This window comes from Tritonibacter mobilis F1926 (assembly GCF_000376545.2).
Classification (GTDB): Bacteria; Pseudomonadota; Alphaproteobacteria; order Rhodobacterales; family Rhodobacteraceae; genus Epibacterium; species Epibacterium mobile.
In genome coordinates this window covers 2,464,042-2,488,928 of the sequence record NZ_CP015230.1, presented here as the reverse complement: position 1 = coordinate 2,488,928, position 24,887 = coordinate 2,464,042, and the positions used below count along the sequence as shown (strand labels likewise).

The 24,887-nt window shown below is 58.5% G+C and carries 23 protein-coding genes, 1 tRNA gene and 1 pseudogene; 13 read left to right on the top strand and 12 right to left on the bottom strand.

The window, feature by feature from the left end:
* Positions 1–69: 69 nt before the first annotated feature.
* Positions 70–753 (top strand): SGNH/GDSL hydrolase family protein, encoded by a 684-nt coding sequence (locus K529_RS11670; RefSeq protein WP_005619875.1) that lies wholly within the window; start codon positions 70–72, stop codon positions 751–753.
* A gap of 94 nt (positions 754–847) precedes the next feature.
* Here the strand turns inward: K529_RS11670 and K529_RS11665 are convergent, their stop codons facing one another.
* The gene (locus K529_RS11665; RefSeq protein WP_005619873.1) at positions 848–2,446 is read right to left on the bottom strand and encodes a phosphoenolpyruvate carboxykinase; all 1,599 of its coding nucleotides are present in this window, start codon (positions 2,444–2,446) and stop codon (positions 848–850) included.
* Between the two features lie 398 nt (positions 2,447–2,844).
* Here K529_RS11665 and K529_RS11660 point away from each other — a divergent pair, with 398 nt between their 5' ends.
* Genes K529_RS11660 through K529_RS11630 form a run of 7 tightly spaced genes read left to right on the top strand, consistent with a single transcriptional unit; the run spans position 2,845 to position 8,278 of the window.
* Positions 2,845–3,546 (top strand): response regulator transcription factor, encoded by a 702-nt coding sequence (locus K529_RS11660; RefSeq protein ID WP_005619871.1) that lies wholly within the window; start codon positions 2,845–2,847, stop codon positions 3,544–3,546.
* A 39-nt stretch (positions 3,547–3,585) separates the two neighbouring features.
* Entirely contained in the window at positions 3,586–5,319 is a 1,734-nt protein-coding gene (locus K529_RS11655) for a sensor histidine kinase (RefSeq protein ID WP_005619869.1), read from the top strand.
* 4 nt (positions 5,320–5,323) lie between these two features.
* On the top strand, positions 5,324–5,782 hold the full coding sequence (locus K529_RS11650; RefSeq protein ID WP_040642208.1) for an HPr kinase/phosphorylase: 459 nt from the start codon (positions 5,324–5,326) through the stop codon (positions 5,780–5,782).
* Entirely contained in the window at positions 5,751–6,653 is a 903-nt protein-coding gene (gene rapZ / locus K529_RS11645) for an RNase adapter RapZ (RefSeq protein ID WP_005619866.1), read from the top strand. Before K529_RS11650 ends, rapZ begins: the two co-directional genes overlap by 32 nt.
* Positions 6,654–6,663: 10 nt before the next feature.
* Positions 6,664–7,068, top strand: coding sequence for a PTS sugar transporter subunit IIA (locus tag K529_RS11640; protein ID WP_009177872.1), 405 nt, complete (start codon positions 6,664–6,666; stop codon positions 7,066–7,068).
* A gap of 3 nt (positions 7,069–7,071) precedes the next feature.
* Positions 7,072–7,341, top strand: coding sequence for an HPr family phosphocarrier protein (locus K529_RS11635; protein ID WP_005619863.1), 270 nt, complete (start codon positions 7,072–7,074; stop codon positions 7,339–7,341).
* 37 nt (positions 7,342–7,378) lie between these two features.
* Positions 7,379–8,278 (top strand): lysophospholipid acyltransferase family protein, encoded by a 900-nt coding sequence (locus K529_RS11630; RefSeq protein WP_198528092.1) that lies wholly within the window; start codon positions 7,379–7,381, stop codon positions 8,276–8,278.
* 631 nt (positions 8,279–8,909) lie between these two features.
* On the opposite strand, the gene K529_RS11625 is transcribed toward K529_RS11630, so the two are convergent.
* Positions 8,910–9,215, bottom strand: coding sequence for a hypothetical protein (locus K529_RS11625; protein ID WP_005619856.1), 306 nt, complete (start codon positions 9,213–9,215; stop codon positions 8,910–8,912).
* 250 nt (positions 9,216–9,465) lie between these two features.
* On the opposite strand from K529_RS11625, the gene K529_RS11620 reads away from it, so the two are divergent.
* The 3 genes from K529_RS11620 to K529_RS11610 are packed head-to-tail and all read left to right on the top strand — an operon-like array spanning position 9,466 to position 12,859.
* Positions 9,466–11,037, top strand: coding sequence for a recombinase family protein (locus tag K529_RS11620; RefSeq protein WP_046002107.1), 1,572 nt, complete (start codon positions 9,466–9,468; stop codon positions 11,035–11,037).
* Positions 11,037–11,948, top strand: coding sequence for a plasmid partitioning protein RepB C-terminal domain-containing protein (locus K529_RS11615; protein ID WP_005619853.1), 912 nt, complete (start codon positions 11,037–11,039; stop codon positions 11,946–11,948). The genes K529_RS11620 and K529_RS11615 overlap by 1 nt, the downstream gene beginning before the upstream one ends.
* Complete coding sequence (locus K529_RS11610; protein ID WP_005619851.1) at positions 11,945–12,859, top strand: plasmid partitioning protein RepB C-terminal domain-containing protein; 915 nt, start codon at positions 11,945–11,947, stop codon at positions 12,857–12,859. The genes K529_RS11615 and K529_RS11610 overlap by 4 nt, the downstream gene beginning before the upstream one ends.
* A 448-nt stretch (positions 12,860–13,307) precedes the next feature.
* On the opposite strand, the pseudogene K529_RS23060 reads toward K529_RS11610, so the two are convergent.
* From K529_RS23060 to K529_RS11560, 10 genes and pseudogenes are all read right to left on the bottom strand, one after another.
* A pseudogene (locus K529_RS23060) lies at positions 13,308–14,098 on the bottom strand (IS5 family transposase).
* Positions 14,099–14,396: 298 nt separating this feature from the next.
* A tRNA-Ser gene (locus K529_RS11600) sits at positions 14,397–14,486 on the bottom strand.
* Positions 14,487–14,623: 137 nt separating this feature from the next.
* The gene (locus K529_RS11595; protein WP_005619849.1) at positions 14,624–15,766 is read right to left on the bottom strand and encodes a M56 family metallopeptidase; all 1,143 of its coding nucleotides are present in this window, start codon (positions 15,764–15,766) and stop codon (positions 14,624–14,626) included.
* Entirely contained in the window at positions 15,756–16,151 is a 396-nt protein-coding gene (locus tag K529_RS11590) for a BlaI/MecI/CopY family transcriptional regulator (protein ID WP_005619846.1), read from the bottom strand. Before K529_RS11590 ends, K529_RS11595 begins: the two co-directional genes overlap by 11 nt.
* Before the next feature lie 357 nt (positions 16,152–16,508).
* On the bottom strand, positions 16,509–16,787 hold the full coding sequence (locus K529_RS11585; protein WP_005619843.1) for a DUF2160 domain-containing protein: 279 nt from the start codon (positions 16,785–16,787) through the stop codon (positions 16,509–16,511).
* Position 16,788: 1 nt separating this feature from the next.
* Positions 16,789–17,586 carry a carbohydrate ABC transporter permease gene (locus K529_RS11580; protein ID WP_005619840.1) on the bottom strand — a complete coding sequence of 266 codons (798 nt, stop codon included), beginning with the start codon at positions 17,584–17,586 and terminating at the stop codon, positions 16,789–16,791.
* 14 nt (positions 17,587–17,600) lie between these two features.
* A complete protein-coding gene (locus K529_RS11575; RefSeq protein ID WP_005619837.1) occupies positions 17,601–18,464 on the bottom strand; it encodes a carbohydrate ABC transporter permease in 864 nt (287 codons plus the stop codon).
* A 6-nt stretch (positions 18,465–18,470) separates the two neighbouring features.
* A complete protein-coding gene (locus K529_RS11570; protein WP_046002106.1) occupies positions 18,471–19,544 on the bottom strand; it encodes an ABC transporter ATP-binding protein in 1,074 nt (357 codons plus the stop codon).
* A 9-nt stretch (positions 19,545–19,553) separates the two neighbouring features.
* Positions 19,554–20,630, bottom strand: a complete 1,077-nt coding sequence (locus K529_RS11565) for an ABC transporter ATP-binding protein (protein WP_046002105.1) — start codon at positions 20,628–20,630, stop codon at positions 19,554–19,556.
* 196 nt (positions 20,631–20,826) lie between these two features.
* Positions 20,827–22,560 (bottom strand): ABC transporter substrate-binding protein, encoded by a 1,734-nt coding sequence (locus tag K529_RS11560; RefSeq protein WP_005622713.1) that lies wholly within the window; start codon positions 22,558–22,560, stop codon positions 20,827–20,829.
* A 273-nt stretch (positions 22,561–22,833) separates the two neighbouring features.
* Here K529_RS11560 and K529_RS11555 point away from each other — a divergent pair, with 273 nt between their 5' ends.
* Both K529_RS11555 and K529_RS11550 read left to right on the top strand, forming a co-directional pair.
* Positions 22,834–23,955, top strand: coding sequence for a THUMP domain-containing class I SAM-dependent RNA methyltransferase (locus tag K529_RS11555; protein WP_005622715.1), 1,122 nt, complete (start codon positions 22,834–22,836; stop codon positions 23,953–23,955).
* Between the two features lie 124 nt (positions 23,956–24,079).
* Positions 24,080–24,880 (top strand): TIGR03084 family metal-binding protein, encoded by an 801-nt coding sequence (locus tag K529_RS11550; RefSeq protein WP_005622717.1) that lies wholly within the window; start codon positions 24,080–24,082, stop codon positions 24,878–24,880.
* Positions 24,881–24,887 lie beyond the last annotated feature (7 nt).

The window sequence follows — 24,887 nt, the reverse complement described above, 5'->3', positions numbered from 1 at the left end:
CGTGGGGAGGGCGAGAATTTTCGTCAAATTGCCCGGCGCATCTGGCGAGATTTGTGATATCGCTCCGGTATGATGCGCTTCCTTCTCCTCAGCCTGTTCTTTCTCACCGCCTGCGGCGACCGCCCCGTTGGGCGCGAGGCCCGCATTCTTGCCATGGGCGATTCCATGATGGCGTGGAACAGCCTTGGCGGGCAGTCGATCCCGGATGTTGTCTCTGATGTGCTCGGGGAGCCGGTTGTGGATCGTTCCGTGTCGGGCGCGCGGATGATCTATCGCCTGCCGATCAGCGGTGCAGCGGGTCTGTCGATCCCGAAACAATATCGCGCAGGCAATTGGGACTGGGTGATCCTGAATGGCGGCGGCAACGATCTGTGGTTGGGGTGCGGCTGCGGGCAGTGCGACCGAAAGATGGATAAGCTGATTTCCGAAGATGCCGAGACAGGGGTTTTCCCCGACCTTGTCACACGCATCCGGCAGGACGGCGCGCGTGTGATCCTGCTGGGGTATTTACGCACGCCGGGCCGGTCATCGCCGATCGAGAACTGCCGTGACGAAGGCGATGAGCTGGACGCACGCCTAATGAGGCTGGCAGGGGGCGATACCAGTGTGACCTTCCTGCCTGCTGCTGACCTGGTACCCTATGGCGATCTGAGCTTTCACGCTGTGGATCGTATCCATCCCTCGCCAAAAGCCAGCCGGATCATCGGGGGCAGGGTGGCGGAGGTCATTCAATCGCTGCCTGCCAACCTCTAAGAGGTAAAAAATCACCGCCTGACTTTTTTGGGTGCGCCGGAACGAAAAGCCCCCGCATAGGCGAGGGCTTTTTATTCTCAAGGTCGAAGTTGGATCAGGAGATCGCAGCCGCTTTTACATCTTCGTCGATGTAGGGCAGGTACTGCTCAAAATTGTCAGAGAACATCTGCACCAGTTTTTCAGCCTGCGTGTCATAGGCGGCCTTGTCATCCCAGGTGCGGCGCGGATCGAGAAGCACTTCGGCCACGCCCGGCGCAGCCACCGGCACATCAAAGCCGAAATTCGGATCCTTGCGGAACTCCGCATTGGCGAGCGAGCCGTCCAGCGCTGCGGTCAGCAGGGCGCGGGTGGCTTTGATCGGCATCCGCGAGCCGGTGCCATAGGCGCCGCCGGTCCAGCCAGTGTTCACCAACCAGCAGGTCGCGCCGTGGGCAGCGATCTTCTCGCGCAGCAGGTTGCCATAAACCTCTGGGCGGCGTGGCATGAAGGGTGCACCAAAGCAGGTGGAGAAAGTCGGCTCCGGTTCGGTCACACCACGCTCAGTCCCGGCCACCTTGGAGGTGAAGCCGGAAAGGAAGTGATACATCGCCTGCGCAGGAGTCAGCCGCGCAATCGGAGGCAGCACGCCAAAGGCATCACAAGTCAGCATGATGATATTCTTCGGATGGCCGCCACGCGCCGACTCGGAGGCATTGGAGATGTAATGCAGCGGGTAGGCACAGCGCATATTGGCGGTAAGGCTGTCATCATCGAAGTTGAGATCGAAGGTTTCCGGATCGAAAGTCATATTCTCGATCACGGTGCCAAATTTCTCGGTGGTGGCGTAGATCTCGGGCTCCGCCTCGGGGTTGAGGTTGATGGTCTTAGCGTAGCAGCCGCCCTCAAAGTTGAAGGTGCCGTTAGAAGCCCAGCCGTGCTCGTCATCGCCGATCAGCACGCGGTCGGGGTCGGCTGACAGGGTGGTCTTGCCGGTGCCGGAGAGGCCGAAGAACACAGCGGTGTCGACCGGGTTGCCCTTGGCGTGGTTGGCAGAACAGTGCATCGGCATGATGCCCTTTTCCGGCAGCAGGTAATTCAGCAGGGTGAAGACGGATTTCTTGTTCTCGCCCGCATATTCTGTTCCACCGATCAGGATCAGCTTACGGTCGAAGTTCAGCGCGATCACGGTCTCGGACCGGCAGTTGTGCTTTTTCGGGTCCGCTTGGAAGGACGGGCAGTTGATGATGGTAAAATCAGAAGTGAAATCATCCAGATCTTCGCGGTCGGGGCGACGCAGCAGATGGCGGATGAACAGGCTGTGCCATGCCAGTTCGGTTACCATGCGCACGTTGATCGCATGGACCGGGTCCGCACCACCGACGAGGTCCTGCACGAAGTAGTCACGACCTTTCATATGCTCGACCATATCGGCATAGAGCGCATCGAAGCCCTCTGCGCTCATCTCGGCGTTGTTTTCCCACCAGATGGTGTCGGCAACAGAGTCAGTCTTTACAACATGTTTGTCCTTCGGGGAGCGGCCGGTAAATTTCCCGGTGGTCACGAGGAAGGCGCCGCCCTTGCCGAGGCTGCCTTCGCCGCGGCTCAGTGCTTCCTGCACAAGGGCCGGTTCCATGAGGTTGTAATAGACATTGCCCAGACCCTCTATTCCCTGATCCTCGAGGCGGAAGTTCGGGTTTACCCGTCCAGATGTCATCTTGTGTCTCTCCTGGTGTCGGCCCTGCTGATTGCGCTGTAGCTGTGACAGGGACCGCATAGATCAAAGGCTGCGCCATAGGGCACCGGAGCGCAACATTAGCACTCATGCAGGCGGTCTTAACATGAGGTTTTGCAGAATGAACAGGATGGTTTCAGGTAGTTAGCGCAACCATGCAAACCTTTAGCGCCACCAAAAGTTTCCCATAGTGAACAGAGGTGTTTCACAGCGCCGCCATCGGTGTTTCACATGGCTGTCTTTAACAGTTGATAAGGTATTTTTGCGTCAATGAACGCCAAAGTTTTGCCTGATTCGTTAATCAGGGATTGATTCGTGCCGTCTTCCAAGCGACAAAGGGCATAAAACAAACGAATAATGAGCAGATAAGGGCAAGTTCGATGTCAAAGATTGCTTTGGTCGATGACGACAGGAACATCCTGACCTCGGTGTCTATGACACTGGAGGCCGAGGGGTTCGAAGTCGAAACGTATAATGACGGACAGGCGGCGCTAGACGCCTTTAATAAACGACTGCCGGATATGGCGGTGCTGGATATTAAGATGCCGCGTATGGATGGCATGGATCTGTTGCAGCGCCTGCGCCAGAAAACCCAGATGCCGGTGATCTTCCTCACCTCAAAAGATGATGAGATCGACGAGGTTCTGGGCCTGCGTATGGGGGCGGACGACTACGTCAAGAAACCGTTTTCCCAACGTCTTCTGGTGGAACGCATCCGCGCGCTCTTGCGTCGGCAGGAGGCGGTCGCCACGGATGAGGTCGGCACTGCGCCAGAAACCAAGGTGATGGAGCGCGGGCAGCTGCGGATGGATCCGCTGCGCCATGCGGTCAGTTGGAAAGGGCAGGATGTATCCCTGACCGTGACCGAATTCTTGCTGCTGCAGGCGCTGGCCCAACGCCCCGGATTTGTCAAAAGCCGTGACCAACTGATGGATGTGGCCTACGATGATCAGGTCTATGTGGATGACCGAACCATCGACAGTCATATCAAGCGACTGCGCAAGAAGATGCGCAGTGCTGATGCAGATTTCGCGGCGATCGAGACCCTTTATGGGATCGGCTACCGCTATAATGAAGAATAAGTTCCCGGTTTTCGGGGACTTTGGCGGAGGCATGCGCGCATGCGCGACAATAGCATGACCGACACTCACCGGCAGACGGGCCGGAATGCAGGCCGGGACGGAGAGCTGGTTCTGGGCGACGACTGGGTTGCGCCAGAACAAACCGTTGGGCGTGAAATGCGGGCCAAACGGGCGCGGCGTGGCTGGTTTTCGCTACGCGGCTCCCCGTTGACCCGTAAGATCATCACGTTCAATTTGATCGCTCTGATCATTCTGGTTTCCGGAATTCTCTATCTGAACTCCGCGCGACAGAGTCTTGTGTATCAGCGATTGGGTACACTTGTGTCTGAGGCGATGCTGGCAACTGATGTGCTGGAGGCCCAACTGCCTGAGGGCGGTTCAGTGGGCGTCGCCGCAAGCCAAGACGGCATCTCGCGCATGCTCGACAACATCTCGTTGCGCGGTGGTGTGGAGATTTTTGTTTTTGATACCTCTCTCACGTTGCTTGATCAGCAAAAAGGTATCATGCGGGCAGATGCGCTGAACCGCCTGAACGACAATGAAGGCGGGCGCACTCTCATCACCGATGCGCTCAAGGCCATTTGGTCAGCAGTTGGCGGCCAGAGCGCACCGGAGCACACCGCAGCCGAGATCGAACTGTCGGAACCTCAGCTAAAGGATCTCATCCAGCGTTCGCTAACAGATGGTACGCAAGTGGGGGCCGTACCGGATAGCGCAGGCGGTACAGTTTATGCAGCAGCCACGCCGATCCTGCAGCAAGGTCAGGCGGCTGGCGTGTTGTTGATGACCTCTGCCACCGGCGAGATCGACCGTTTGGTGCGTATCGAGCGCGAGCGCGTGTTGCAGATGTTCATTGTGGCTTTGATGGTGTCTATCGGCCTCAGCCTCGTTTTGGCATCGACAATCGCTAATCCTCTTGCCGATTTGGCTGAGGCGGCGGAGCTAGGGAAAGATCGCGACGATGACAAGGTAAAGCCCGGTCGCATTCGCATTCCAGACCTCTCGGCGCGCCCTGATGAGATCGGACGATTGAGCCGCGCGCTGCGTGGTATGGTAAAAGCGCTATATAATCGTATCGATAGTAACGAACAATTTGCAGCTGATGTGGCACATGAGATCAAGAATCCTCTGGCCAGTTTGCAGTCTGCGGTCGGCACGCTGCGCATGGTTCATCGAGAGGACCAGCGGGAGAAGCTGATGGAAGTGATTGAACATGATGTGCGTCGTCTTGACCGGTTGGTGAGCGATATCTCCAACGCGTCGCGACTGGATGCGGAACTGGTGAAAGAAGACGAAGAGGACTTTGACCTTCTCAACATGCTCGGCAACTTGAACCAGTATCTGGGCGAAGATGCGCGTAGCAAGGGCATCGACTATATTGCCGAACTGCCCAATGAGCCAATCCTGATCCGCGGCCTCGAGGCGCGGTTGGCGCAGGTCTTTGTCAACCTGATCACCAATGCGATTTCCTTCTGCGAAGAGGGTGACGCCATTCGCGTCTGGGCGCGGCGCCGCGACAATCGCGTTTTGGTGGTGGTTGAAGACACGGGTCCCGGTATTCCAGAACAGGCGCTGTCCAAAGTGTTCAAGCGATTCTATTCCCAGCGCCCGGATGAGCATTTCGGCAACAACTCGGGTCTCGGTCTGGCTATTTCCAAGCAAATCGTAGAAGCGCACGGTGGCGTGATTTGGGCTGAAAACATTCGCCCCACAGAGGCCGACCTGACGTCAGAACCTCTTGGTGCGCGTTTCGTGGTCGGGCTGCCGGTCTGATCCGGTGGCTCCCCCCACACCCGAAAATACAACCTTACACGCCAGTTGCGTCGCGCTCGATGGGCGCGGCGTTCTCATTTGCGGCCCCTCAGGCAGTGGGAAATCGGCATTGGCACTGGAGTTGATGGCGCGCGGGGCGAGCTTGGTCGCAGACGACCGAACAGAGGTGCGCTGCGTGGGGAAACGCCTGCTGGCATGTGCACCTGCCGCGATCTGCGGCCTTATTGAGGCGCGCGGTGTTGGTATTCTGCGCGCGGATGTTGTGACGGAGGTACAACTCTACGTCATCGTCGATATGGGGCAGCTTGAAACCGCGCGGCTTCCACGCCACCTAGAGGGGCAGATACTCGACGTTGCGCTGCCAAGGTTGAACCGCGTGGATGGTGATTATTTTCCGGCAGCCCTGATCCAATACCTGAAAGGTGGAGCAATTGACCCCGAAGGAGAGCCAAAACTCCGTTAGCGCCATTGCGGCCCAGCCGCCACTGGTGCTGGTGACCGGTCCATCGGGCGCCGGGCGCACCACGGCTATCAATGTGCTGGAGGATCTCGATTTCGAGGCCATTGACAATTTGCCCCTGCGCCTTGTGCCTGCCTTGGTGAACGCCGGTGGGGCCGACCGACCGCTTGTTCTGGGGCTTGATCCACGCAATCGGGATTTTTCTACCGAGGCGATGGTCGATATGATCGACATGCTCAAGGCGCGGCAGGGGATTAAAACCACGGTTCTCTATCTCGATGCACAGGCAGATGTTCTGTTGCGTCGCTTCTCCGAGACACGCCGCCGTCACCCGTTGTCCCCCGCAGAAAGCCCAGAGCTGGGCGTCACCCGTGAACTGGATTTGATGCGGATGATCCGGGAGCGTTCTGATGTTGTGATCGACACTTCAGACCTGAATGTGCACCAGCTGCGTGCAGAGGTAGAGCGCCTCTTTGCGCCCAAAGGGCGCACTCTTGCTGTGGCCCTGCACAGTTTTTCCTACAAACGCGGCATTCCGCGCAGTGTCGATATGGTGTTTGATTGCCGCTTTCTCGCAAACCCCTACTGGGAGCCGGAACTGCGTGCGCATAATGGGCAAGATAAGGAAGTGCAGGATTACGTCATGAAGGATGCGCGGTATCAGGGCTTTTTCGACCGCGTGCTCGATTTGACCCTGATGTTGCTGCCAGCCTATCGCGAAGAAGGTAAATCGCATTTTTCGATTGCCTTTGGTTGCACAGGCGGGCAACACCGTTCCGTCACTTTGGCGGAAACCTTGGCAAAGGCCCTTGCACGCGAGGGGCAGCAGGTGTCAATTAGGCACCGCGAGCTGCTTGGCCAGCAATTGAAGTGAGAGAATGCCCTTGATCGGGATCGTGATCGTCGCACACGGCGGATTGGCCAAGGAATACCTGGCCGCCGTAGAACATGTAGTTGGGCGTCAGCCTGCGCTGATGGCAATCGCCATCGGCCCGGAAGACGACCGCGATGCCAAGCAAGATGAAATCTGCGCCGCCGCCAACTCTGTCGACATTGGCGATGGCGTTGTGGTGGTGACCGACCTTTTTGGCGGCAGCCCCTCGAACCTTAGCCTACGTGCCTGCGCCCCTGCGAACCGGCGCATCCTCTACGGGGCCAATCTTCCCATGCTGATTAAGCTGGCGAAGTCACGTCATTTGCCGGTGGCGGATGCGGTGCGTCATGCGATGGAAGCCGGACGTAAGTATATCAATTCTCAAAATGTGAACCCTGAAGGGGGCGTGGCATAATCAATGGCTCGAAAAACGCTCAAGATTGTGAATGAAAAGGGTCTGCATGCGCGCGCGTCGGCCAAGTTGGTTGAGGTCGTCGAAGGCTTTGATGCCTCCGCCGAGGTGATCAAAGACGGAATGTCGGCCTCCGGAGACAGTATCATGGGGCTTTTGATGTTGGCAGCGTCGAAGGGAACGACTATTGACGTCGAAACCTCGGGACCGGATGCTGATGCGCTGGCTTCTGCTGTAGAGGCCTTGGTGGCTGACAAGTTCGGCGAAGGCTACTAATCTGGCGGAACGGTCCAAAAAGACGGGACAGGTGAAAGTGGCTGACACCGCGCACGATAATGAGTCCGGCATCACGCCGCAGGAGCCTAAAGGGGCGTCTACGGTTGAAGTCTATGACCGGCGCACGCTGACGTATGCGAATTCCTTCGATGATCGCTGGACGTCTCTGGCGATCCGCACGCTGGAATGGCTGACAGGGAAATTCACCATTCTACGGATGGTGTCGAAGTTTGAAGCCCGCAATGCTGACTATCGCGGGAACAAATTCTGGCGCGGTGCACTCAATGTGATGGGCATTGAACTGAAGACCCCGCAAGAGCAGATCAACAATATTCCCGAGACAGGGCCTGTTGTGGTTGTGGCCAACCACCCGCATGGGATGGTCGATGGCATGATCTTTGCTGACCTGATCGGCCGGCGGCGTCAGGATTACCGCATTTTGACACGCTCTGTTCTGACTGGATTGGATGAGGCAGCGACCTCCTTCATGATACCGGTGCCGTTCCCTCATGACCCTGACGCCCAACGCAAAATGGTCGAGATGCGCGCCAAAGCAATGGCCCACCTGAAAGAGGGCGGTGTCGTGGCGTTGTTCCCGTCAGGCGTCGTGATGTCATCCGACAGCTGGTGGGGCCCCGCTGTAGAGCGCGAATGGAATGTCTTCACGGCACAGCTCATCCGACGTTCAGGTGCAAAGGTCGTTCCGATGTTCTTTCCGGGGCGAAATTCCCGAGCTTATCAGATTGCGTGTCAAGTCTCGCCAATCCTGCGCCAAGGCCTTCTCCTGCATGAGATCGTGCGCTCCTGTAATAAACCGCAAGCGCCTGTTGTGGGGAAGCCATTGACCGATCAGGAGATGGAGCGACTACACAGTGATCCACGTGGCTTCATGGCATGGCTGCGCGAACATACACTGAACCTTGGCCGCAAAGACTGAGATCTGAGGCAGCGGGGGAGCGGAGTGCTCCTGTAGCGTAGACGTTCAGAACTTCGCGGACACAATCGAAAGCGCTTAAGCGACGCCTCAGTTTTTCTCGAGGGAAATTCGTTTCGAAGGTTTGTTGCTTCTGGGCCGCCGACATCGGCGTGCCGATCGGAACCAGCCTTGCGAACAAACGCCGCGTTCAGCTTCTTCTCAACGTGCGGCCCGGCCTTCACGCGCAGCTCTGTTTCAGGAAAAGATGAACTGTCCACATTTCAACCTTCGTACTATCCCACACGTTCAGTGAGAGCGTCGGGGGCAAATGCTATGACAATCTGTCAAACTCAGAATGTGTAGGCGAATTGGACGCACGACCCGAAAAATTCGGGGAATCTGGCGGAGGGAACGGGACTGGCGTCGAACCTTCTCTACTCCTAAGTCATTGAAATTTTTATATCCAAAGATGGTTCGACATCCCAAGCGCTTCAAATGCGACTGCAGTCCAACTCTGCTACTGGGTGGTATCCTTTGCCTCTCAAGACGCTTCGAGAAGAAATGCGCGCACGCTCCTGCCACCTATGACAACGTGATCGCTCGACGTACCGGCGACAGCGGCTTCCTCGGTCAGTCACTCGAAGTTCGCCTCTCAATCGTCTGCCTCCTCGACAATATGGCGGCCTGCAAGTGCGAGAACAACGTAGAGCACAGCATCCGAATGCCGCGCGAGGGCGATCAGATGGTCGCCGCTCGGCCCCCGCTCGCCCGAAAACCAGTACTTCACGGTGCGTTCGCTGGCACCCGTCCAGCGCATGGCCATTTTGATTGCCCTGTGTGTGTCGTCCAACTCTTCGTGCAGAGCCATCGCTATGGCGGTACGATAATCAGTTGGTTCTTCGACCAGGTGCACAAATGTGCCCATTTTCGGCACAACTGTGCCCATCTTCACGCGCATTTTCACGTCCTTCTTCGTTAAACAATTGAAGAACCATGAAAACGGCGGGAGTCGATTTTGTCCGCTGTGGGTCATTGGACCGCGCTTGACGGACACTACTGATTTTAGGAGCGCAGCAATGAATTGGAATTTGAGAACTGACTGCCGGGCAAACGGAAAGACCTTGCCCGTTTCAGGAAACGACTTTCCAGACGCGTTTGTGCCAGGTGGAAAAAAATAAATCAAAAAAGGCTGAAAAGGAAAACCCGATTTGAATAACGGTCGAGACAACAGCGAGGGCAAAGGCGACGAGGCCGGACAGGATGTTCCGGCGGTCGCCTATGTGCGGATGTCGACCGATCACCAGAAATACTCTACTGAAAACCAGCTCGACATCATTCGGGATTACGCCACCGCCCGGGGTTTGCAGATCCTGCGCATCTTCGAGGACTCCGGTCGGTCCGGGTTGCGGTTGGACGGCCGCGAGGCGCTGCAGAACCTGATGGCCGAGGTCCGAACCGGTCAAGCGGATTTCAAGGCCATTCTGGTCTATGACGTCAGCCGCTGGGGCCGGTTTCAGGATGCTGATGAAGGGGCCTACCACGAGCATGTCTGCTCTCGCGCCGGGATCCGGGTCCATTATTGTGGCGAGCAGTTCGAAAACGATGGGAGCATCGGCTCCAACCTGCTGAAAACCGTCAAGCGGGTGATGGCGGGCGAATACAGCCGCGAGCTTTCGGTGAAGGTCTTCGCGGGGCAATGCCGTCTGGTGGAGCTTGGCTACCGCCAAGGTGGAGCGGCTGGATACGGCCTGCGCCGTGTGCTTATCGATGAACACTGCAACCCGAAGGGCGCGTTGTCCCGCGGCGAACAGAAGAGCCTTCAGACTGACCGTGTGGTTCTCGTTCCAGGCCCTGATCAGGAACAGGATGTCGTGCGCCGCATGTACCGAATTTTCGTCGAAGATGGCCGCTCGGAGCGTGAGATTGCGGAAACCCTGAATGCCGAGGGGCATCTGACGGATCTTGAGCGGCCATGGTCCCGGGCATCGGTGCACCAGGTCCTGACCAACGAAAAATACATCGGCAACAACGTTTACAACAAGGTGTCCTTCAAGCTGAAGCACAAGCGAGTGGTGAACCCTCGCGAGATGTGGATCCGGGCCGAGGGCGCCTACCCCGCCATTGTGGACGAGGTGCTGTTTCTGCGCGCACGCGAAATCGTCGACGCGCGCAGTCAGCATTTCACGGACGCAGAACTGCTCGAAGCCCTGCGCGCCGTGCTGAAACAGAAAGGCGTACTGTCAGGACTGATCATCGATGAACAGGACAACGTGCCATCCTCCAGCGCCTTTCGGAGCCGCTTCGGCAGCTTGCTGCGCGCCTACCAGATGATCGGCTACGAGCCGGAGCGCGACTATCGCTATGTCGAGATCAACCGCGCCTTGCGGCGGGCCCACCCCGGCATCGTGGCCCAGATCCTCGACGGCGTCGCCGAACGCGGCGGCCAGGCGGTGCAAGATCCGGACACGGACCTGATCCGCATCAATCACGAGTTCACGGCGTCGGTGGTGCTGGCCCGGTGTTTCGAGACGCAGGGCGGTTACCTGCGGTGGCGCATCCGCCTCGATACCGGGCTGGTTCCAGACATCACGATTGCCGTGCGCATGGACGAATTGAACGAAGTCCCGCGGGATTACTACCTGCTGCCGAGCATCGACATGACCATGGTCAGACTGAGGCTGGCCGAGCAGAACGGGCTGTCGCTGGACGCCTACCGCTTTGACACGCTCGACCATTTTTATGCGCTCGCTGGCCGGGCCCGGATCACGGAGGCCGCCTGATGCCAGACGACGCCCAAGATATTGCCCAGAAACAAGTCACTCTCATCTCTACCGACCGAATTCGCATCCTCAATCCCCGTGTGCGCAACCGGCGAACTTTTGAGGAAATGGTCGAGAACATCGCCAAGATTGGTCTGAAGCGACCAATCACCGTGGCGCAGCGCGCCGGAACAGATCCTGCGGAGTATGATCTCGTCTGCGGTCAAGGTCGGCTAGAGGCGTTTATGGAGCTTCAGCAGGGTGCCATACCGGCCATCGTCATCGACGCCGATGAGGGCGATTGCTTGGTCATGAGCCTCGTGGAGAATTGCGCGCGCCGCCAGCACAACCCGATCGACCTGATGCGCGAGATCGGCAACCTACGGAAGCGCGGCTACAACGACCGCCAGATCGCTAACAAAATCGGCGTCACGCCAGACTATGTCGGCATGATTGCGGGGCTTCTGGAGCGCGGGGAAGAACGGTTGGTCTCGGCCGTGGAAACCGGCCTTCTGCCGCTGAATCTCGCGATCGACATTTCAAAGACAGATGCCGAGGGCGGACAACGCGCTCTGATGGACGCCTACACCCAGAAAAAGCTGCGCGGAAAGAAGCTAGCTGCCGTGCGTCGACTCATTCAGCAGCGCGACGCACAGGGTCCGCACCTTCATCGCAACCGCTATGGCAGAAGCGACAGCGCCAAGCGGCCTCTGACCAGCGATGCGCTTGTGCGTGCCTATCAACAGGAAGCGGAGCGCCAGAAGGTGCTGATCAAGAAGGCCGAGCTGACGCAGGGCCGCCTGATGTTCGTCGTCGAAGCGTTTCGTTTGCTTAAGAGCGATGAGCACTTCCTGACGCTTTTGCGCGCGGAGGGCCTGTACACCTTGCCCGCCTATCTCGGGCAATCGCTGGATGCGGGAGCCGCGGAATGAGCAAGGGCAAGCGTAAAACTTCGGACGCGATTGCGCTCGGTTTTGAGAGTGATTGCGTCACCGTGCCGTTAGATGCTGTGCTGCCCGTGAAGACGCTAAGCGCATCGGTTAAATTCAGCCGCAAGTACCGCCAGATCACCGCTTCGATCAAAGAGGTTGGCTTGGTCGAGCCACCGGTGGTCACGCGATCCACGGGTGGGGAAGACACCTATATGCTGCTTGATGGGCATATCCGGATCGAGGTGCTGAAAGATCTCGGAATCGAACGGGTCGAATGCTTGATTTCCACGGACGACGAGGCTTTCACCTACAATAAGCGGATCAGCCGTCTTGCGCCCATCCAGGAGCACAACATGATCCGCAAGGCCATCGAGCGCGGTGTCTCCGAAGAAAAGATCGCCCTGGCGCTGGACCTCAATCCGCGCAGCATTATGCGCAAGGCCAAGTTGCTGGATGGAATATGCGAAGAGGCCGTCGGCATCCTGAAGGACAAGCACTGCGCGACCGCCGTGTTCGAAACCCTGCGCAAGATGAAAGCCATGCGCCAGATCGAGGCGGCCGAGCTAATGATGAACGCCAACAATTATTCTCCGGCATACATCTCCGCAATTCTGGCGGGAACGCCGCAGGTGCAGCTGGTGGACACCAAGAAACCCAAGAAGATGAGAGGCATTACCCCGGAGGCCATGGCCCGCATGGAGCGCGAGTTGGCCCAGCTACAAGAAGGGATCACATCGATCCAGGACTCCTACGGCCGGGACCACCTGCAGCTAACCGTCATCAAGGCGTATCTGACAAAGCTTCTTGGGAACGCCCGGATCGTTCGGTATCTGATGCAACATCGGCCAGAGTTTCTGACAGAATTTCAAGCGATCACCGAGATGACCTCCGCTCCACCAACCGAGTTGTAATAGACGAAGCTGCCAGAGCTGATGGGGACCCGGACCCGACAAGCGCGGGGACCGCAGGAGACACCGGACAGTGGGCCGGATCGAGCGCGGCCGTGGGGGTGGCGGCGACCCCACTCGGAACCATGCGCCTATCGCGCGCTCTTCCTTGCGTATCGGCGTATCATTTGGACGCGCTCGATCATTCATCACTGCGGGAGTTGGGCATGGCTGCTCATGCTTACTTTCGTATTCTGACGACGCCCGCCTCAGTGTGAAGGGATCAGCTGACGCAACGCGAGTTTGCAGGCCTGTCCCCTTACCAGCGAGCGGTGATATCCGCAACATCTACCACATGATTGGCCAACGCCTCCCACGCTGGTCTCAAGACTGGTGATGGTATGTTGCGCGAAGAACGTTCGGGGCTCCTTCGCGGCCCTGAACAAGGGTTAGGGTCTGAACTCATTAAGTTTCAAAGCCAATAGATGACCAGGGCAGCAAGTTCGATTGACCTTGGGGCAACGGTCGTATCGGGCGTGCGACACGCCGCCAATCCTTGAGCCTGCCGAACATGATCTCGATCCGGTTGCGTCGCTTGTAGCGTCTCTTGTCGTAATTAATCGGCATCTTGCGTTGCTTTCGTCCTGGGATACAGGCGCGTACCCCTTTGTTTTCCAACGATGCTCGGAACCAGACGGCGTCATAGCCGCGATCTCCAAGGAGCCAATCGACACTTGGCAGGCTGTTCAGAAGCGCCCGGGCGCCGATGTAATCGGCTGACCTGACCGGCGGTGACGCACAAGTTCAAAGGCCGCCCATGGCTGTCACAGATGGCGTGCAGTTTGGTGTTCATGTCGACTTTGGTGCGCTCGATCAGGAGGCCACGCCCCCGTGCGTCGGGTAAACAGTCCCCCGGACTGTTTACTGATCCTCCGAACTCACGCCCATGCTGGTCGCTGTCGGGTTGCTTTGAGGTAGGTCGCATCAATCGTCACGGTCTTCTGTTCGCCGTGGTCAGTGGCCAGACCGGCCATCATCCGGCCGAAGATGCCTTTGTCGCTCCATCGCCTTCAGCGATTGTACAAGGTTTTGTGCGGGCCCCGTACTCCTCGAGTGCGTCCCGCCATCGCAAGCCATTCCGATTGATAAAGATAATCCCGCTCAAATCCCACCGATCATCGACACGGGGCTTGCCCTGGGACTTGGGAAAAAGCGCTCAAGGCGGGCCATCTGGGCGTCGCTCAACCAGAAAAGATCCGACATGTTCACCGCTCGTTTTCGAACCGTGAAATACGCCACAAGCCCGAAATCAATGGGTCCTGACCCTAGCTAGAGCCCATTGCCGTCACCATGACGGCCCGGGCCAAGCGAGCGGACGAGATTCCTCGTCAGCCGACCGGTGCTGTAGGCCATGACTATACCTCGTTTTATACCACGGAATGAACAGCACCGAGCAAAAGCGAATTGAGGCGATCAGTATCGAAGCGAGGCGGGGTGGTGCGTAAGATCAATACCTTAGAGGGCAGAACAGCACTGTATGCCAATCAACTAACATGGTGGGTGGCGGAGACGAAGGGATTCGAACCCTCGAGACGGTTTCCCGCCTACTCCCTTAGCAGGGGAGCGCCTTCGACCACTCGGCCACGTCTCCGCTGATCCGTATATGTGGCAGTGCGCGGAGAGACAAGGCGTTTTTTGAAATTTCTGCGACGGTTGTTAAATCAACGGCTTGGTATGGGCGGTGTCCGTTGACTTGCTTTGGAATGGGCGCGAGGCGAGATGCGAAACTCAGCGATCCAGAGGCACCAAGACGGAACTGCTCCAGGCCGATACACCCGTCTGACCAGTGTTGCGATGGGCCATGCGTTCCAGATTAACAACGGTCGACAGCATGAGGCGATCGTGGCTCCAATCTCCGGGACGCTGGATCAAAAACGCGGTCGCAATTACGGCGCAGGCAATGGCCGCAGACACGCCGCCCCAGACTAGGCTTTGGTGTTCGTGGGGGCGCTGTTCGGTTACGGCAATAATCCTGCGCGCAAGAATGGGCGTGTGATGGATTTCCCGGCGCTCCAGCAGGGCAACAGAGGGGCTGCGGGAACTGAGAAACACCGGAGACTTGCGGGCGCGTTCGGTCGCGCGGATCAGGCATTCGCAATAGCTCCGCAAGTCAAAGCGCCCTCTGCTGCTGAGTGCCTGATCGCAGGCGTATTCCCGCACTGCCCGCATATCGCGGCGCCACAGGTAATAGGCTGGGTTCCAGAACAGAAGCGGGCGCAGGCATTCCATCAAAAAGGCAGTTTCAACATCACGCTGGCGAAAATGTTGCAGCTCATGCGCAAGTGTAAGGCGCAAATCGCGTGAATCATTCAAAAGCGAGGTCGGCAGAACGACATAGCGACGAAACAGGCCGCGGGTGGAGTAGGCAACCGCGGTATCGTCACTGAGAAGAAGGTCCACGCGACCGATGCGCTTCCACCGATACGCTGATGCAAGAGCGTGGCGCAGGCGCAGGATTGCGGTGCCAAGCAGAAGCACTGAGATCGTGGTGCCGACGAGGATAAATGCGCTTACGAGCTGGCTCCACAGTGCTGTGCCAGTGCTGAGATCACGGACCAAATCCTCACGCATCCCGATCATGGACTCAAACTGTACTGCGGACATGCTGACATTGCCTTGCAGGTACTGCGCGACAAGTACATCGGAGAGAGTGGGGGGATTGCCAATGCCGCTGGCGTTGAGGGCCAGAACCAAAATCGGTGTCGCGGCCAGCAGCACAGTCATCCCATTCAGCAAATGCAGTTGCGGTCCATAGGACGTCGCAAGGGACGTTCGTCGCATCAGGTAACGTGCGGCGAGCCAGAGCAGCGCGCCTGCGCAAACCAGAAGGTTCAGATCGATATAAGCGTTCAGAAGCGCATCAGCTTTCATTGTCCCCCAGCCTTTCGTTCAGCAAGGCCCGCATTTCCTCGAGCATGGCATCGGTGATGTCCTCGTCATCGACCAACCGCGCCACGAGGGCGGCGGGTGCACCGTTGAAGAGCTTGCTCGACAAGTTCTTGAGCGACGTTTTCTGATACTCGGCCTTCGGAATCGCAGGACGGTAGACGAGGGAACGATCAACCCGTTCACTGGTCAAAAAGCCCTTTTGCTCCATGATCTTGAGCACCGTAGCGACAGAAGTATAGGCGCGCTCTTGTACTGTGTTCAGTTCGGCAAGGATGTCACGCACGGAGCCTTGTTCCAGCTCCCAGACCACGGTCATGAATTCGAGTTCGACCTCGGTCAAAAGGGAGTGGTGCTGTTTCTTGCGCATATGTCCAAGCTTTGCTGTTCGGGCCGCGACCGGGGAGAAGCCACGGTGATCTGTTTACGATCAAGGGCGAGGGTAGGGGATTTCCGGGAATTCGAAAACTATTTTTTTAGAAGATGCGTGAGGCGTGCCCTCAGGGTTGTTAAATTGTGCGCTTTCGCGCGCCTATTTCTCGCAGGAAGAGAGGTGATGGCTTTGTTGCAGCGGACGTAACTGGCGCAGACCTTTGATTTGGCTTGCTGAGATAGCCCTGAGGGGCAGGTTTGCCCTCAGGACCGTTTTTGAGTTTGTTCTTTTGTTGCGGGTCAAGGGCAAGCCGCCCGGTGGGCGGGGCCTGCGGCCCACTTGATCCGGGGTGGTCTACACCTTCCAGAAGCAGAAGGTCCCCCATGCGATTGCGAGGCCCAGAGGGGTCCAGAGCGGCATGCCAATCAGCCCCAGCCACGCGAGAAAGATGTAGGACGTGCCGAGGAGGCTGATGAACAACCGGTCGCCGCGTGTGGTTGTGAGGCCGAGGATACCCTTGCGGGCGTCTCCACCGGGGGTGCGGATTTCCAGCAGGATCAGCACGCCGATGGCGGAGAAGATCCCGATGAAGACAAGGGCGGTGGGCCAGGTCCAGGCCATCCAGCTCAGCATATCAAACCCTCCCCATCGCGAAGCCCTTCGCGATGTAGTTGCGGACGAAATAGATCACGATCGCGCCCGGAATGATGGTCAAGGTGCCCGCTGCCGCGAGCAGGCCCAGCTCGTAACCCGCAGATGAGGCGGTCTTGGTCATGGTGGCGGCGATGGGTTTTGCCGCGACGGCGGTCAGGGTCTTGGCCAGCAAGAGCTCGACCCAGGAGAACATGAAGCAGAAGAAGGCCGCGACGCCGACGCCGGCCTTGATGGCGGGCAGGAAGATCGACACGAAGAAGCGCGGGAATGAATAGCCGTCCACATAGGCCGTCTCGTCCAGTTCTTTTGGCACGCCGCCCATGAAACCTTCAAGAATCCAGACCGCCAGTGGAATATTGAACAAGCAATGCGCCAGCGCCACCGCGAGATGGGTGTCAAAGAGACCCACGGCTGAATAGAGCTGGAAGAAGGGCAGGGCAAAGACCGCCGCCGGCGCCATCCGGTTGGTCAGCAGCCAGAAGAACAGCTGCTTGTCGCCCAGAAAGCGGTAGCGCGAGAAGGCATAGGCCGCAGGCAGTGCCACTGCCACAGAGATCACCGTATTGATCGACACGTAGAGGATCGAGTTGATGTACCCCCAGTACCAGGTCGGATCGGTGAAGATAACTTGGTAGTTTTCCAGCGTGAAGGTCTGCGGAAACAGCGAGAAGCCGGAGAGGATTTCATTGGTGGTCTTGAAGCTCATCGCCACCAGCCAGTAGATCGGCAGCATGAGGAACAGGATATAGACGATGGGGACGATAGATCGTTTCTGCATATCAGGTCCCTCCCTTAGTTCTGATCGTCTTTGGTCATCAGCGTGTAGAACAGCCAGCTGACCAGAAGCGTGATTGCAAAGTAGATGAGCGACATCGCGGCGGCGGGGCCGAGGTCGAACTGACCAAGGGCGATTTTCACCAGGTCGATCGACAAGAGCGTGGTGGAGTTGCCGGGGCCACCGCCGGTGAGCACGAAAGGCTCGGTGTAGATGTTGAAACTGTCCATGAACCGCAACAGGATGGCGATGGTCAGGACGGTCTTCATCTTCGGCAGCTGGATGTAGCGGAACACCGACCAGTTGGATGCGCCGTCGATCTTGGCCGCCTGATAATAGGCATCAGGGATCGATACGAGACCGGCGTAGGACAGGAGCACTACCAGCGAGGTCCAGTGCCAGACGTCCATGGTGATAATAGTCACCCAAGCCGCAATCGGGTCCTGCGTCATATCATAGTTGATGCCCAGCGTGTGGTTCAGGAAATAGCCCAGAAGGCCGATGTCGGGCAGGGTGAAGATGTTCCACATCGCGCCGACCACGTTCCATGGGATCAACATCGGCAGCGCCATGAGCACAAGGCAGACCGGCACCCAGAACCCTTTGCGCGGCATCGACAGGGCGATGGCGATACCGAGCGGCACTTCGATGATGAGGATCAGGAAGGTGAACAGGAACTGCCGTCCCAGCGCCGCGTGAAAGCGGTCCGAGCGCAGGATCTGTTCGAACCAGTCCAGGCCTTGCCAGAAGAAGACGTTGTCGCCAAAGGTCTCCTGCACGGAGTAGTTGACGACGGTCATCATCGGGATCAGGGCGTTGAAGGCCACCAGCAGCAGGACCGGCAGCACAAAGAACCATGCTTTTTGGTTTTCGGTTTTCATTTGCTGTTACTCCGGATCAGTGGCGAGCCAGCCGTCGACATAAAGCCGGGTCTGGTCTTGGCGGAAGGCGAGGTGGGTGCTGTCGCCCTTTTGCGGCGCGGCGCCTTCCTCGATCACGGCGTTCACCTTGTGGCCGAGGCAGTCGCATTCGACGACCGTGTGGCGGCCCACATCGGAAACCTTGGTGACCGTGGCGGGCAGGCCGGTGTCGGATAGCGAAACGAATTCCGGGCGGATGCCGATTTCGGTCTGGCCTGCGGGGGTGCCGCGCACCGGACCTTCCAAGGTGACGGGCTGGCCCTCGATCTTGGCGCTGCCATCGTAGGAGCAGGGGATGATGTTCATGCCCGGCGAGCCGATGAAGTGGCCGACGAAAGTATGCGCCGGGCGTTCGAACAGCTCGACCGGCGTGCCGATCTGCACCACTTCGCCCAGCTGCATCACCACCACCTGATCGGCAAAGGTCAGCGCCTCGGTCTGGTCGTGGGTGACGTAGATCATCGTCGCCTTGACGCGCTGGTGCAGTTCCTTGAGCTTGGAGCGCAGCTTCCACTTCAGATGCGGGTCGATTACGGTGAGCGGTTCGTCGAACATCACCACATTGACGTCCTCGCGCACGAGGCCACGCCCCATCGAGATCTTCTGCTTGTTGTCGGGGCTGAGGCCAGCGGCCTTTTGGCCCAGCATCTCGGTGACCTCCAGCATCTCGGCGATCGCCATGACGCGGCGCTCCACCGTGGCCTCGTCCCGGCCGCGATTGCGCAGCGGGAAGGCGAGGTTGTCGTAGACGGTCATGGTGTCGTAGATCACCGGGAACTGGAACACCTGCGCGATATTGCGCTGGTCGGGGGGCAGTTTGGTGACGTCCTTGCCATCAAACAGGATCTGGCCCTCGGAGGGCACCAGCAGGCCGGAGATGATGTTCAAGAGGGTGGATTTGCCACAGCCGGAGGGGCCGAGCAGCGCATAGGCACCGCCGTCGTTCCAGTCGAGGTCGATCTCCTTCAGCGCGTAGTCGCTGTCGGATTTTGGATTGGACAGGTAGCTGTGCCGCAGTTTGGACAGGGTAATCTTGGCCATTTTATCGCCTCATGCCACGCGGGAGCCGTCGGGGGCAAAGACATAGGCCGCCCGGGGATCCATATAGAAATCATGCAGTTCGCCCACCTCGTAAGGGTGCACGCCATGGCTGAGCGACACCCAGTAGGTCTCCTGGCCGGAGGCGGCGAGGTCGAAATGCGCGGAGCTTTCGGAGCCGGAGAGCTCCGTCACTTGCACCCGGCCGTTGAGCTTGACCAGACCGGCCGCCTCGGCCACTGGCACCACGTGGTGCGGGCGAATGGCGATGGTGTAGGTACCGTCCTGCAGGCTTGCGGCCGCACCATCGAGGGTCCAACGAACGTCATCGCCGAGGCGTGCTTCAAAGCCTTGCTTGGTGATCGTGGCGGTGTTGATTGGCGGGTCTGAGAAGACCCGCGCGGCCTCCACGTTTTCGGGGTTGCGATAGATCTCGGCGGTCGGGCCGAATTGGGTGACGCGCCCGTCGCGCATCAGGGCGGTCTTGCCACCCAAGAGCAGCGCCTCTTCGGGTTCGGAGGTTGCATAGACCACCACGGCACCACGACCTGCAAAGAGTTCGGGCAGCTGGTCGCGCAACTCCTCGCGAAGTTTATAGTCGAGGTTCGCCAGCGGCTCATCGAGGAACACGGCGCGGCTTTCCTTGGCGATGGCGCGCGCCAGCGCGGTGCGCTGCTGCTGGCCGCCAGAAAGCTCATGCGGGCGGCGCTGTAGCATTGGGGTCAGTTGCAGGATCTTCGCGGCTTCCTGCACGCGGTCGTCCAGTTCCGACTTGGCCATGCCTGCGACCTTTAGCGGTGAGGCGATGTTGTCGTAGACCGTCATATGCGGATAGTTGATGAAAAACTGATGCACGAGGCTGATATTGCGCTTTTGCGTGCTGAGGCGGGTCACATCCTGCCCGTCCATCAGGACCGTGCCGGAGGCAATCGGGTCAAGCCCGGCCATCATCTTGATAAGAGAGGTCTTTCCTGACCCGGTAGCGCCCAGAAGGACGTTAAAGTGACCGGGTTCTAACGTCAGCGACGTCTCCTTTATGTGGAGATCACCGCCCACGCGTTTGGTCACGGATCTGAGTTCGAGTGCCATGGTGGTTTGGAACTTTCCGGTCCTGCGCCCGCGTTGCTGCGTGCCCGGGACAATCGTGGTGTCGAGGGAAAAACCCCGGCTAACAAGCCGCACAGAGGCAGATCAATCAGCCGGGGCAGGTGGGGCCGGGCCTAGACCCGCAAAGGGTCAGGCCCGGCACGTCAGGGGAAGAGCCCCCGGGGAGATCAGGTTGAGATCAGTTCTCCGCCCAGCGGGCGACCAATTCGTCATAGTTGACGGTCTGGCCTTGGGGCTTTTCGTTCTCCAGCTTCGGCTTGGCGCCGCCATTGGCGTACCACCATTCCGCATCCTTCTCCTCGTTGAGGCGTGGGCCACAGCCGCCGTAGATATTCGCCTGCTCGTCTGCGCGCTGCATCCGACCCATAGTGATGTCCATTTCCTGTGCCAGACGATCCATCGCTTCTTGCGGGGTGAAGGCACCGGAGTTCACATCCCCAATTTGCTGCCACCAGATCTGGGCCAGCTTGGGGTAGTCGGGTACGTTTACGCCAGTTGGTGACCAAGCAGTCCGGTCGGGCGAGCGGTAGAATTCCACCAGACCACCCAATTTCGGGGCGCGTTCGGTGAAGCTCTCATGGCGCACAGAGCTGTCGCGGATGAAGGTCAGACCGACGTGAGATTTCTTCACGTCCACGGTCTTGGAGACGACAAACTGTGCATAGAGCCATGCAGCCTGCGCACGATCAAGCGGCGTGGAGTTGAGGAAGGTCCAGGAGCCCACGTCCTGATAGCCGACCTTCTGGCCTTCTTCCCAGTAGGGGCCATGCGGGCTGGGTGCCATGCGCCACAGCGGGGTGCCGCTGTCGTCTACAGTGTTGTTGCCTTCGGATTTCGGCTTCACCATGTCCGCAGTAAAGGCGCTGTACCAGAAGATCTGCTGTGCCACATTGCCTTGTGCCAGTGCGGGCAGGGACTGGTAGAAGTCATAAGACGCCGCGCCTGGAGGCGCGTATTTGCGCAGCCATTCGTCCCATTTGCGGATCGCGTAGACCGCCGCCGGGCCGTTTGCAGCACCACCGCGGGTGACGCTTGCGCCCACCGGGTTACAGGTGCCTTCTTCCATCCGGATGCCCCATTCGTCGATCGGAACACCGTTTGGTTTACCTTTGGAGCCCGCACCCGCCATGGAGAGCCACGCATCCGTCATCCGCCAGCCAAGGTCCGGCGCGCGTTTGCCGTAATCCATATGGCCGTAAATGGCGGTACCGTCGATTTCTTTGACATCCTCAGAGAAGAACTCGGCAATGTCCTCATAGGCGGACCAGTTGACCGGAACGCCCAGCTCGTAGCCGTATTTCTCCTTGAAGGCTGCTTTCAAATCTTCGCGGTCAAACCAGTCTTTGCGGAACCAGTAGAGATTCACGAACTGCTGACTTGGCAGCTGGTAGAGATCGCCATCCGGGCCGGTGGTGAACTGCGTGCCCATAAAGTCATCAAGGTCGAGACCGGGGTTGGTCACATCCTTGAAGTCACCTTCCATCATGTCGCTGAGGTTGTAGGCGAGTTGCAGGCGCGAGTGGGTGCCGATCAGGTCGGAGTCATTGACGTAGGCGTCATAGAGGTTCCGCTTGGTCTGCATCTGGGTCTGAACGGCCTGTACGACCTCTCCTTCGCCCAGAATTTGGTGGTTCACCTTGATACCGGTGATTTCCTCAAACGCCTTGGTCAGCACCTCGGATTCGTAGCTGTGCGTGGGGATACCCTCGGACAGAACATTGATCTCCATGCCCTTGTAAGGCTCGGCGGCGTTGATGAACCACTGCATCTCTGCAAGTTGTTCGTCTTTGGTCAGAGCCGAGGGTTGAAACTCCTCGTCGATCCATTTCTGGGCTGCTGCCTCATCGGCATACGAACCCGTTGCCGCAATCACAGCCCCGGCTGCAACTGCGGTCAAAAGATACTTCCGCATCTTTTCCTCCCTAAAGTCTGCAAGGTCGGATGTTTGCCCATCCAACTGGCCTAAAGGATTTCACCGAGCTAGCGATGATGTCAAACTAATTATTTAGTAATCGTGCATCTATCAGAAAACAAACAACTATGTATTTGCTATGATGCTTCTTACCTTGCGTCCAGAAACCGACCTTGCGCCTAAATCTGGTGTTGACCCACCACGGCAGAGAGCGGTTTTACGCCGAACGTTTGGGGATACCCGAGGGCAGTGATTCCGGCTAAGAGATGCCTCATGACAGCAGACAGCACCTTTGAGATCTTTCTCGTGGCCCCACCGGGGCTGGAACATATCCTTTGCGATGAGGCCCGTCGTGTGGGCTTTGCCGCTGCGCGACAGGTCGCGGGCGGTGTCAGCTTTGATGGCACGTGGGAGGATGTGCGGCGTGCGAACCTCTATCTTCGTGGCGCCACCCGTGTGCTGGCGCGGATTGGCTCGTTTAGGGCGTTTCACCTCGCGCAACTTGATAAGCGCGCGCGCAAGTTCCCATGGGGTGAGGTGTTGCGCAAAGACGTGCCGGTGAAAGTCGAGGTTGTCACCAACAAGAAATCCAAGATCTATCATGCCGGTGCGGCGACGCAGCGGATCGAGACTGCAATTTCCGAGGAACTCGGCGCGCCGATTGCTGCGGATGCGCCTGTGACGCTCAAGGTGCGGATCGACGACAATACATGTATCTTCAGCGTCGATACTTCAGGCGAAGGGCTGCATAAACGCGGCCACAAAGTCGCAGTCGGTAAAGCGCCGATGCGCGAAACGCTGGCGGCGCTGCTGCTGCGTGCCTGTGACTATGACGGGCTAGAGCCTGTCGTAGACCCGATGTGCGGCTCTGGTACCTTTGTGATTGAGGCGGCAGAGATCGCTGCGGGGCTTGCCGCAGGGCGCAGTCGAGAGTTCGCGTTTGAACAGCTCGCCAATCATGACGCCCTAGCCTGGAACGACGAACGGCAGGCGTTGCCAACTGCGAAAACCCCGGATCTGCAGTTCTTCGGCTCTGATCGCAACACCGGGGCAGTAGAAATGGCCGGGCAGAACGGCGCGCGGGCTGGGGTTGGGGACTTGTGCCGCTTTACCCATGCGGCTGTCAGCGACTTGCAACGCCCAGACGGACCTCCAGGCCTTGTGATGGTCAACCCACCGTATGGGGCGCGGATCGGCAATAAGAAGCAGCTATTTGCGGTCTACGGTGCCTTGGGCGAGGTGCTGAAATCCCGCTTTTCAGGCTGGCGCGTTGGTATCGTCACCAGCGATACGGCGCTGGCGCGGGCAACGGGGCTGCCGTTCCTGCCGCTTGGCGCGCCAATCGCGCATGGTGGCCTAAAGGTTCGGTTGTTCCGAACTGATCCCTTGGCCTGAGGTCCAATGTGCAAACCTCTGGCGCGTAGTCCGTTGCGTCAGCCTCTTGATCGCCGGTTGCCAAAGCCTGCGCAACCGCCTCAAACTCGCATCAATACATCGTCGTAATTCGAGGTGAGATACTATGCAGCAGGCCAATGACTTTCAGGAGGAGAGCCGGATTCTGGCGCGCTGTCTTGACGCGGCTCCTGACACGATCTTTGCTGCGACCACACAGTTCAAGGATTGGACAGTCGAGGATATTCTGGGGCATTTGCATTTCTTTAATGCCGCTGCTGAGGCCGCGCTGGCTGGTCCAAAAGCCTTTGATCGTATGATGGCACCAGCGATGGCCGAACTTGCCGCCGGTGGCAGTATCTTGGCGTTGCAGTTTCCGTGGCTTGCCGGGCTTTCTGGGAGAGAACTGTTTGTTGCGTGGCGCGATGGTGCGACACGTCTTGCAGACGCCTACAGCACCGCAGATCCCAAAAAGCGTGTGAAGTGGGTCGGACCTGAGATGAGTGCGCTAAGCGCGATCACCGCCCGGCAAATGGAAACATGGGCGCATGGGCAGGCGATTTTCGACCTCTTGGGCCAGGAACGCTCCGAAAGCGACCGTATCCGCAACATCGTGCATCTCGGTGTCGTCACCTACGGCTGGAGCTTTCGCGTGTGGGGGCAGACAGTGCCAGAGCCTGCTCCCTATGTGGAACTGATCGCCCCATCTGGCGAAGTCTGGACATGGAACACGCCGCAGGACAGCAATCACGTCACTGGAACTGCGGTAGAGTTTGCACAGATCGTCACTCAGACACGCAGTTGGAAAGACACAAGTGTTGCCGCATCTTCCGAGGTGGCGCAGCGCTGGATGCAGCAGGCGCAGTGTTTTGCTGGGCCTCCCAACAAGCCGCCGGAGCCGGGAACGCGCTTTCGCCGTCCACTTTGAGTGGCGC

Excerpts from the sequence above, each read along its gene's own strand:
- K529_RS11585 (WP_005619843.1), bottom strand. The coding sequence starts at position 16,787 with ATGCTGAGCTGGATGGCCTGGACCTGGCCCACCGCCCTTGTCTTCATC.
- K529_RS11575 (WP_005619837.1), bottom strand. The coding sequence starts at position 18,464 with ATGAAAACCGAAAACCAAAAAGCATGGTTCTTTGTGCTGCCGGTCCTG.
- K529_RS11565 (WP_046002105.1), bottom strand. The coding sequence starts at position 20,630 with ATGGCACTCGAACTCAGATCCGTGACCAAACGCGTGGGCGGTGATCTC.
- K529_RS11670 (WP_005619875.1), top strand. The coding sequence starts at position 70 with ATGATGCGCTTCCTTCTCCTCAGCCTGTTCTTTCTCACCGCCTGCGGC.
- K529_RS11560 (WP_005622713.1), bottom strand. The coding sequence starts at position 22,560 with ATGCGGAAGTATCTTTTGACCGCAGTTGCAGCCGGGGCTGTGATTGCG.
- K529_RS11625 (WP_005619856.1), bottom strand. The coding sequence starts at position 9,215 with ATGCGCGTGAAGATGGGCACAGTTGTGCCGAAAATGGGCACATTTGTG.
- K529_RS11595 (WP_005619849.1), bottom strand. The coding sequence starts at position 15,766 with ATGAAAGCTGATGCGCTTCTGAACGCTTATATCGATCTGAACCTTCTG.
- K529_RS11570 (WP_046002106.1), bottom strand. The coding sequence starts at position 19,544 with ATGGCCAAGATTACCCTGTCCAAACTGCGGCACAGCTACCTGTCCAAT.
- K529_RS11610 (WP_005619851.1), top strand. The coding sequence starts at position 11,945 with ATGAGCAAGGGCAAGCGTAAAACTTCGGACGCGATTGCGCTCGGTTTT.
- K529_RS11615 (WP_005619853.1), top strand. The coding sequence starts at position 11,037 with ATGCCAGACGACGCCCAAGATATTGCCCAGAAACAAGTCACTCTCATC.
- K529_RS11660 (WP_005619871.1), top strand. The coding sequence starts at position 2,845 with ATGTCAAAGATTGCTTTGGTCGATGACGACAGGAACATCCTGACCTCG.
- K529_RS11555 (WP_005622715.1), top strand. The coding sequence starts at position 22,834 with ATGACAGCAGACAGCACCTTTGAGATCTTTCTCGTGGCCCCACCGGGG.
- K529_RS11665 (WP_005619873.1), bottom strand. The coding sequence starts at position 2,446 with ATGACATCTGGACGGGTAAACCCGAACTTCCGCCTCGAGGATCAGGGA.
- K529_RS11580 (WP_005619840.1), bottom strand. The coding sequence starts at position 17,586 with ATGCAGAAACGATCTATCGTCCCCATCGTCTATATCCTGTTCCTCATG.
- K529_RS11550 (WP_005622717.1), top strand. The coding sequence starts at position 24,080 with ATGCAGCAGGCCAATGACTTTCAGGAGGAGAGCCGGATTCTGGCGCGC.
- K529_RS11635 (WP_005619863.1), top strand. The coding sequence starts at position 7,072 with ATGGCTCGAAAAACGCTCAAGATTGTGAATGAAAAGGGTCTGCATGCG.
- K529_RS11655 (WP_005619869.1), top strand. The coding sequence starts at position 3,586 with ATGCGCGACAATAGCATGACCGACACTCACCGGCAGACGGGCCGGAAT.
- K529_RS11590 (WP_005619846.1), bottom strand. The coding sequence starts at position 16,151 with ATGCGCAAGAAACAGCACCACTCCCTTTTGACCGAGGTCGAACTCGAA.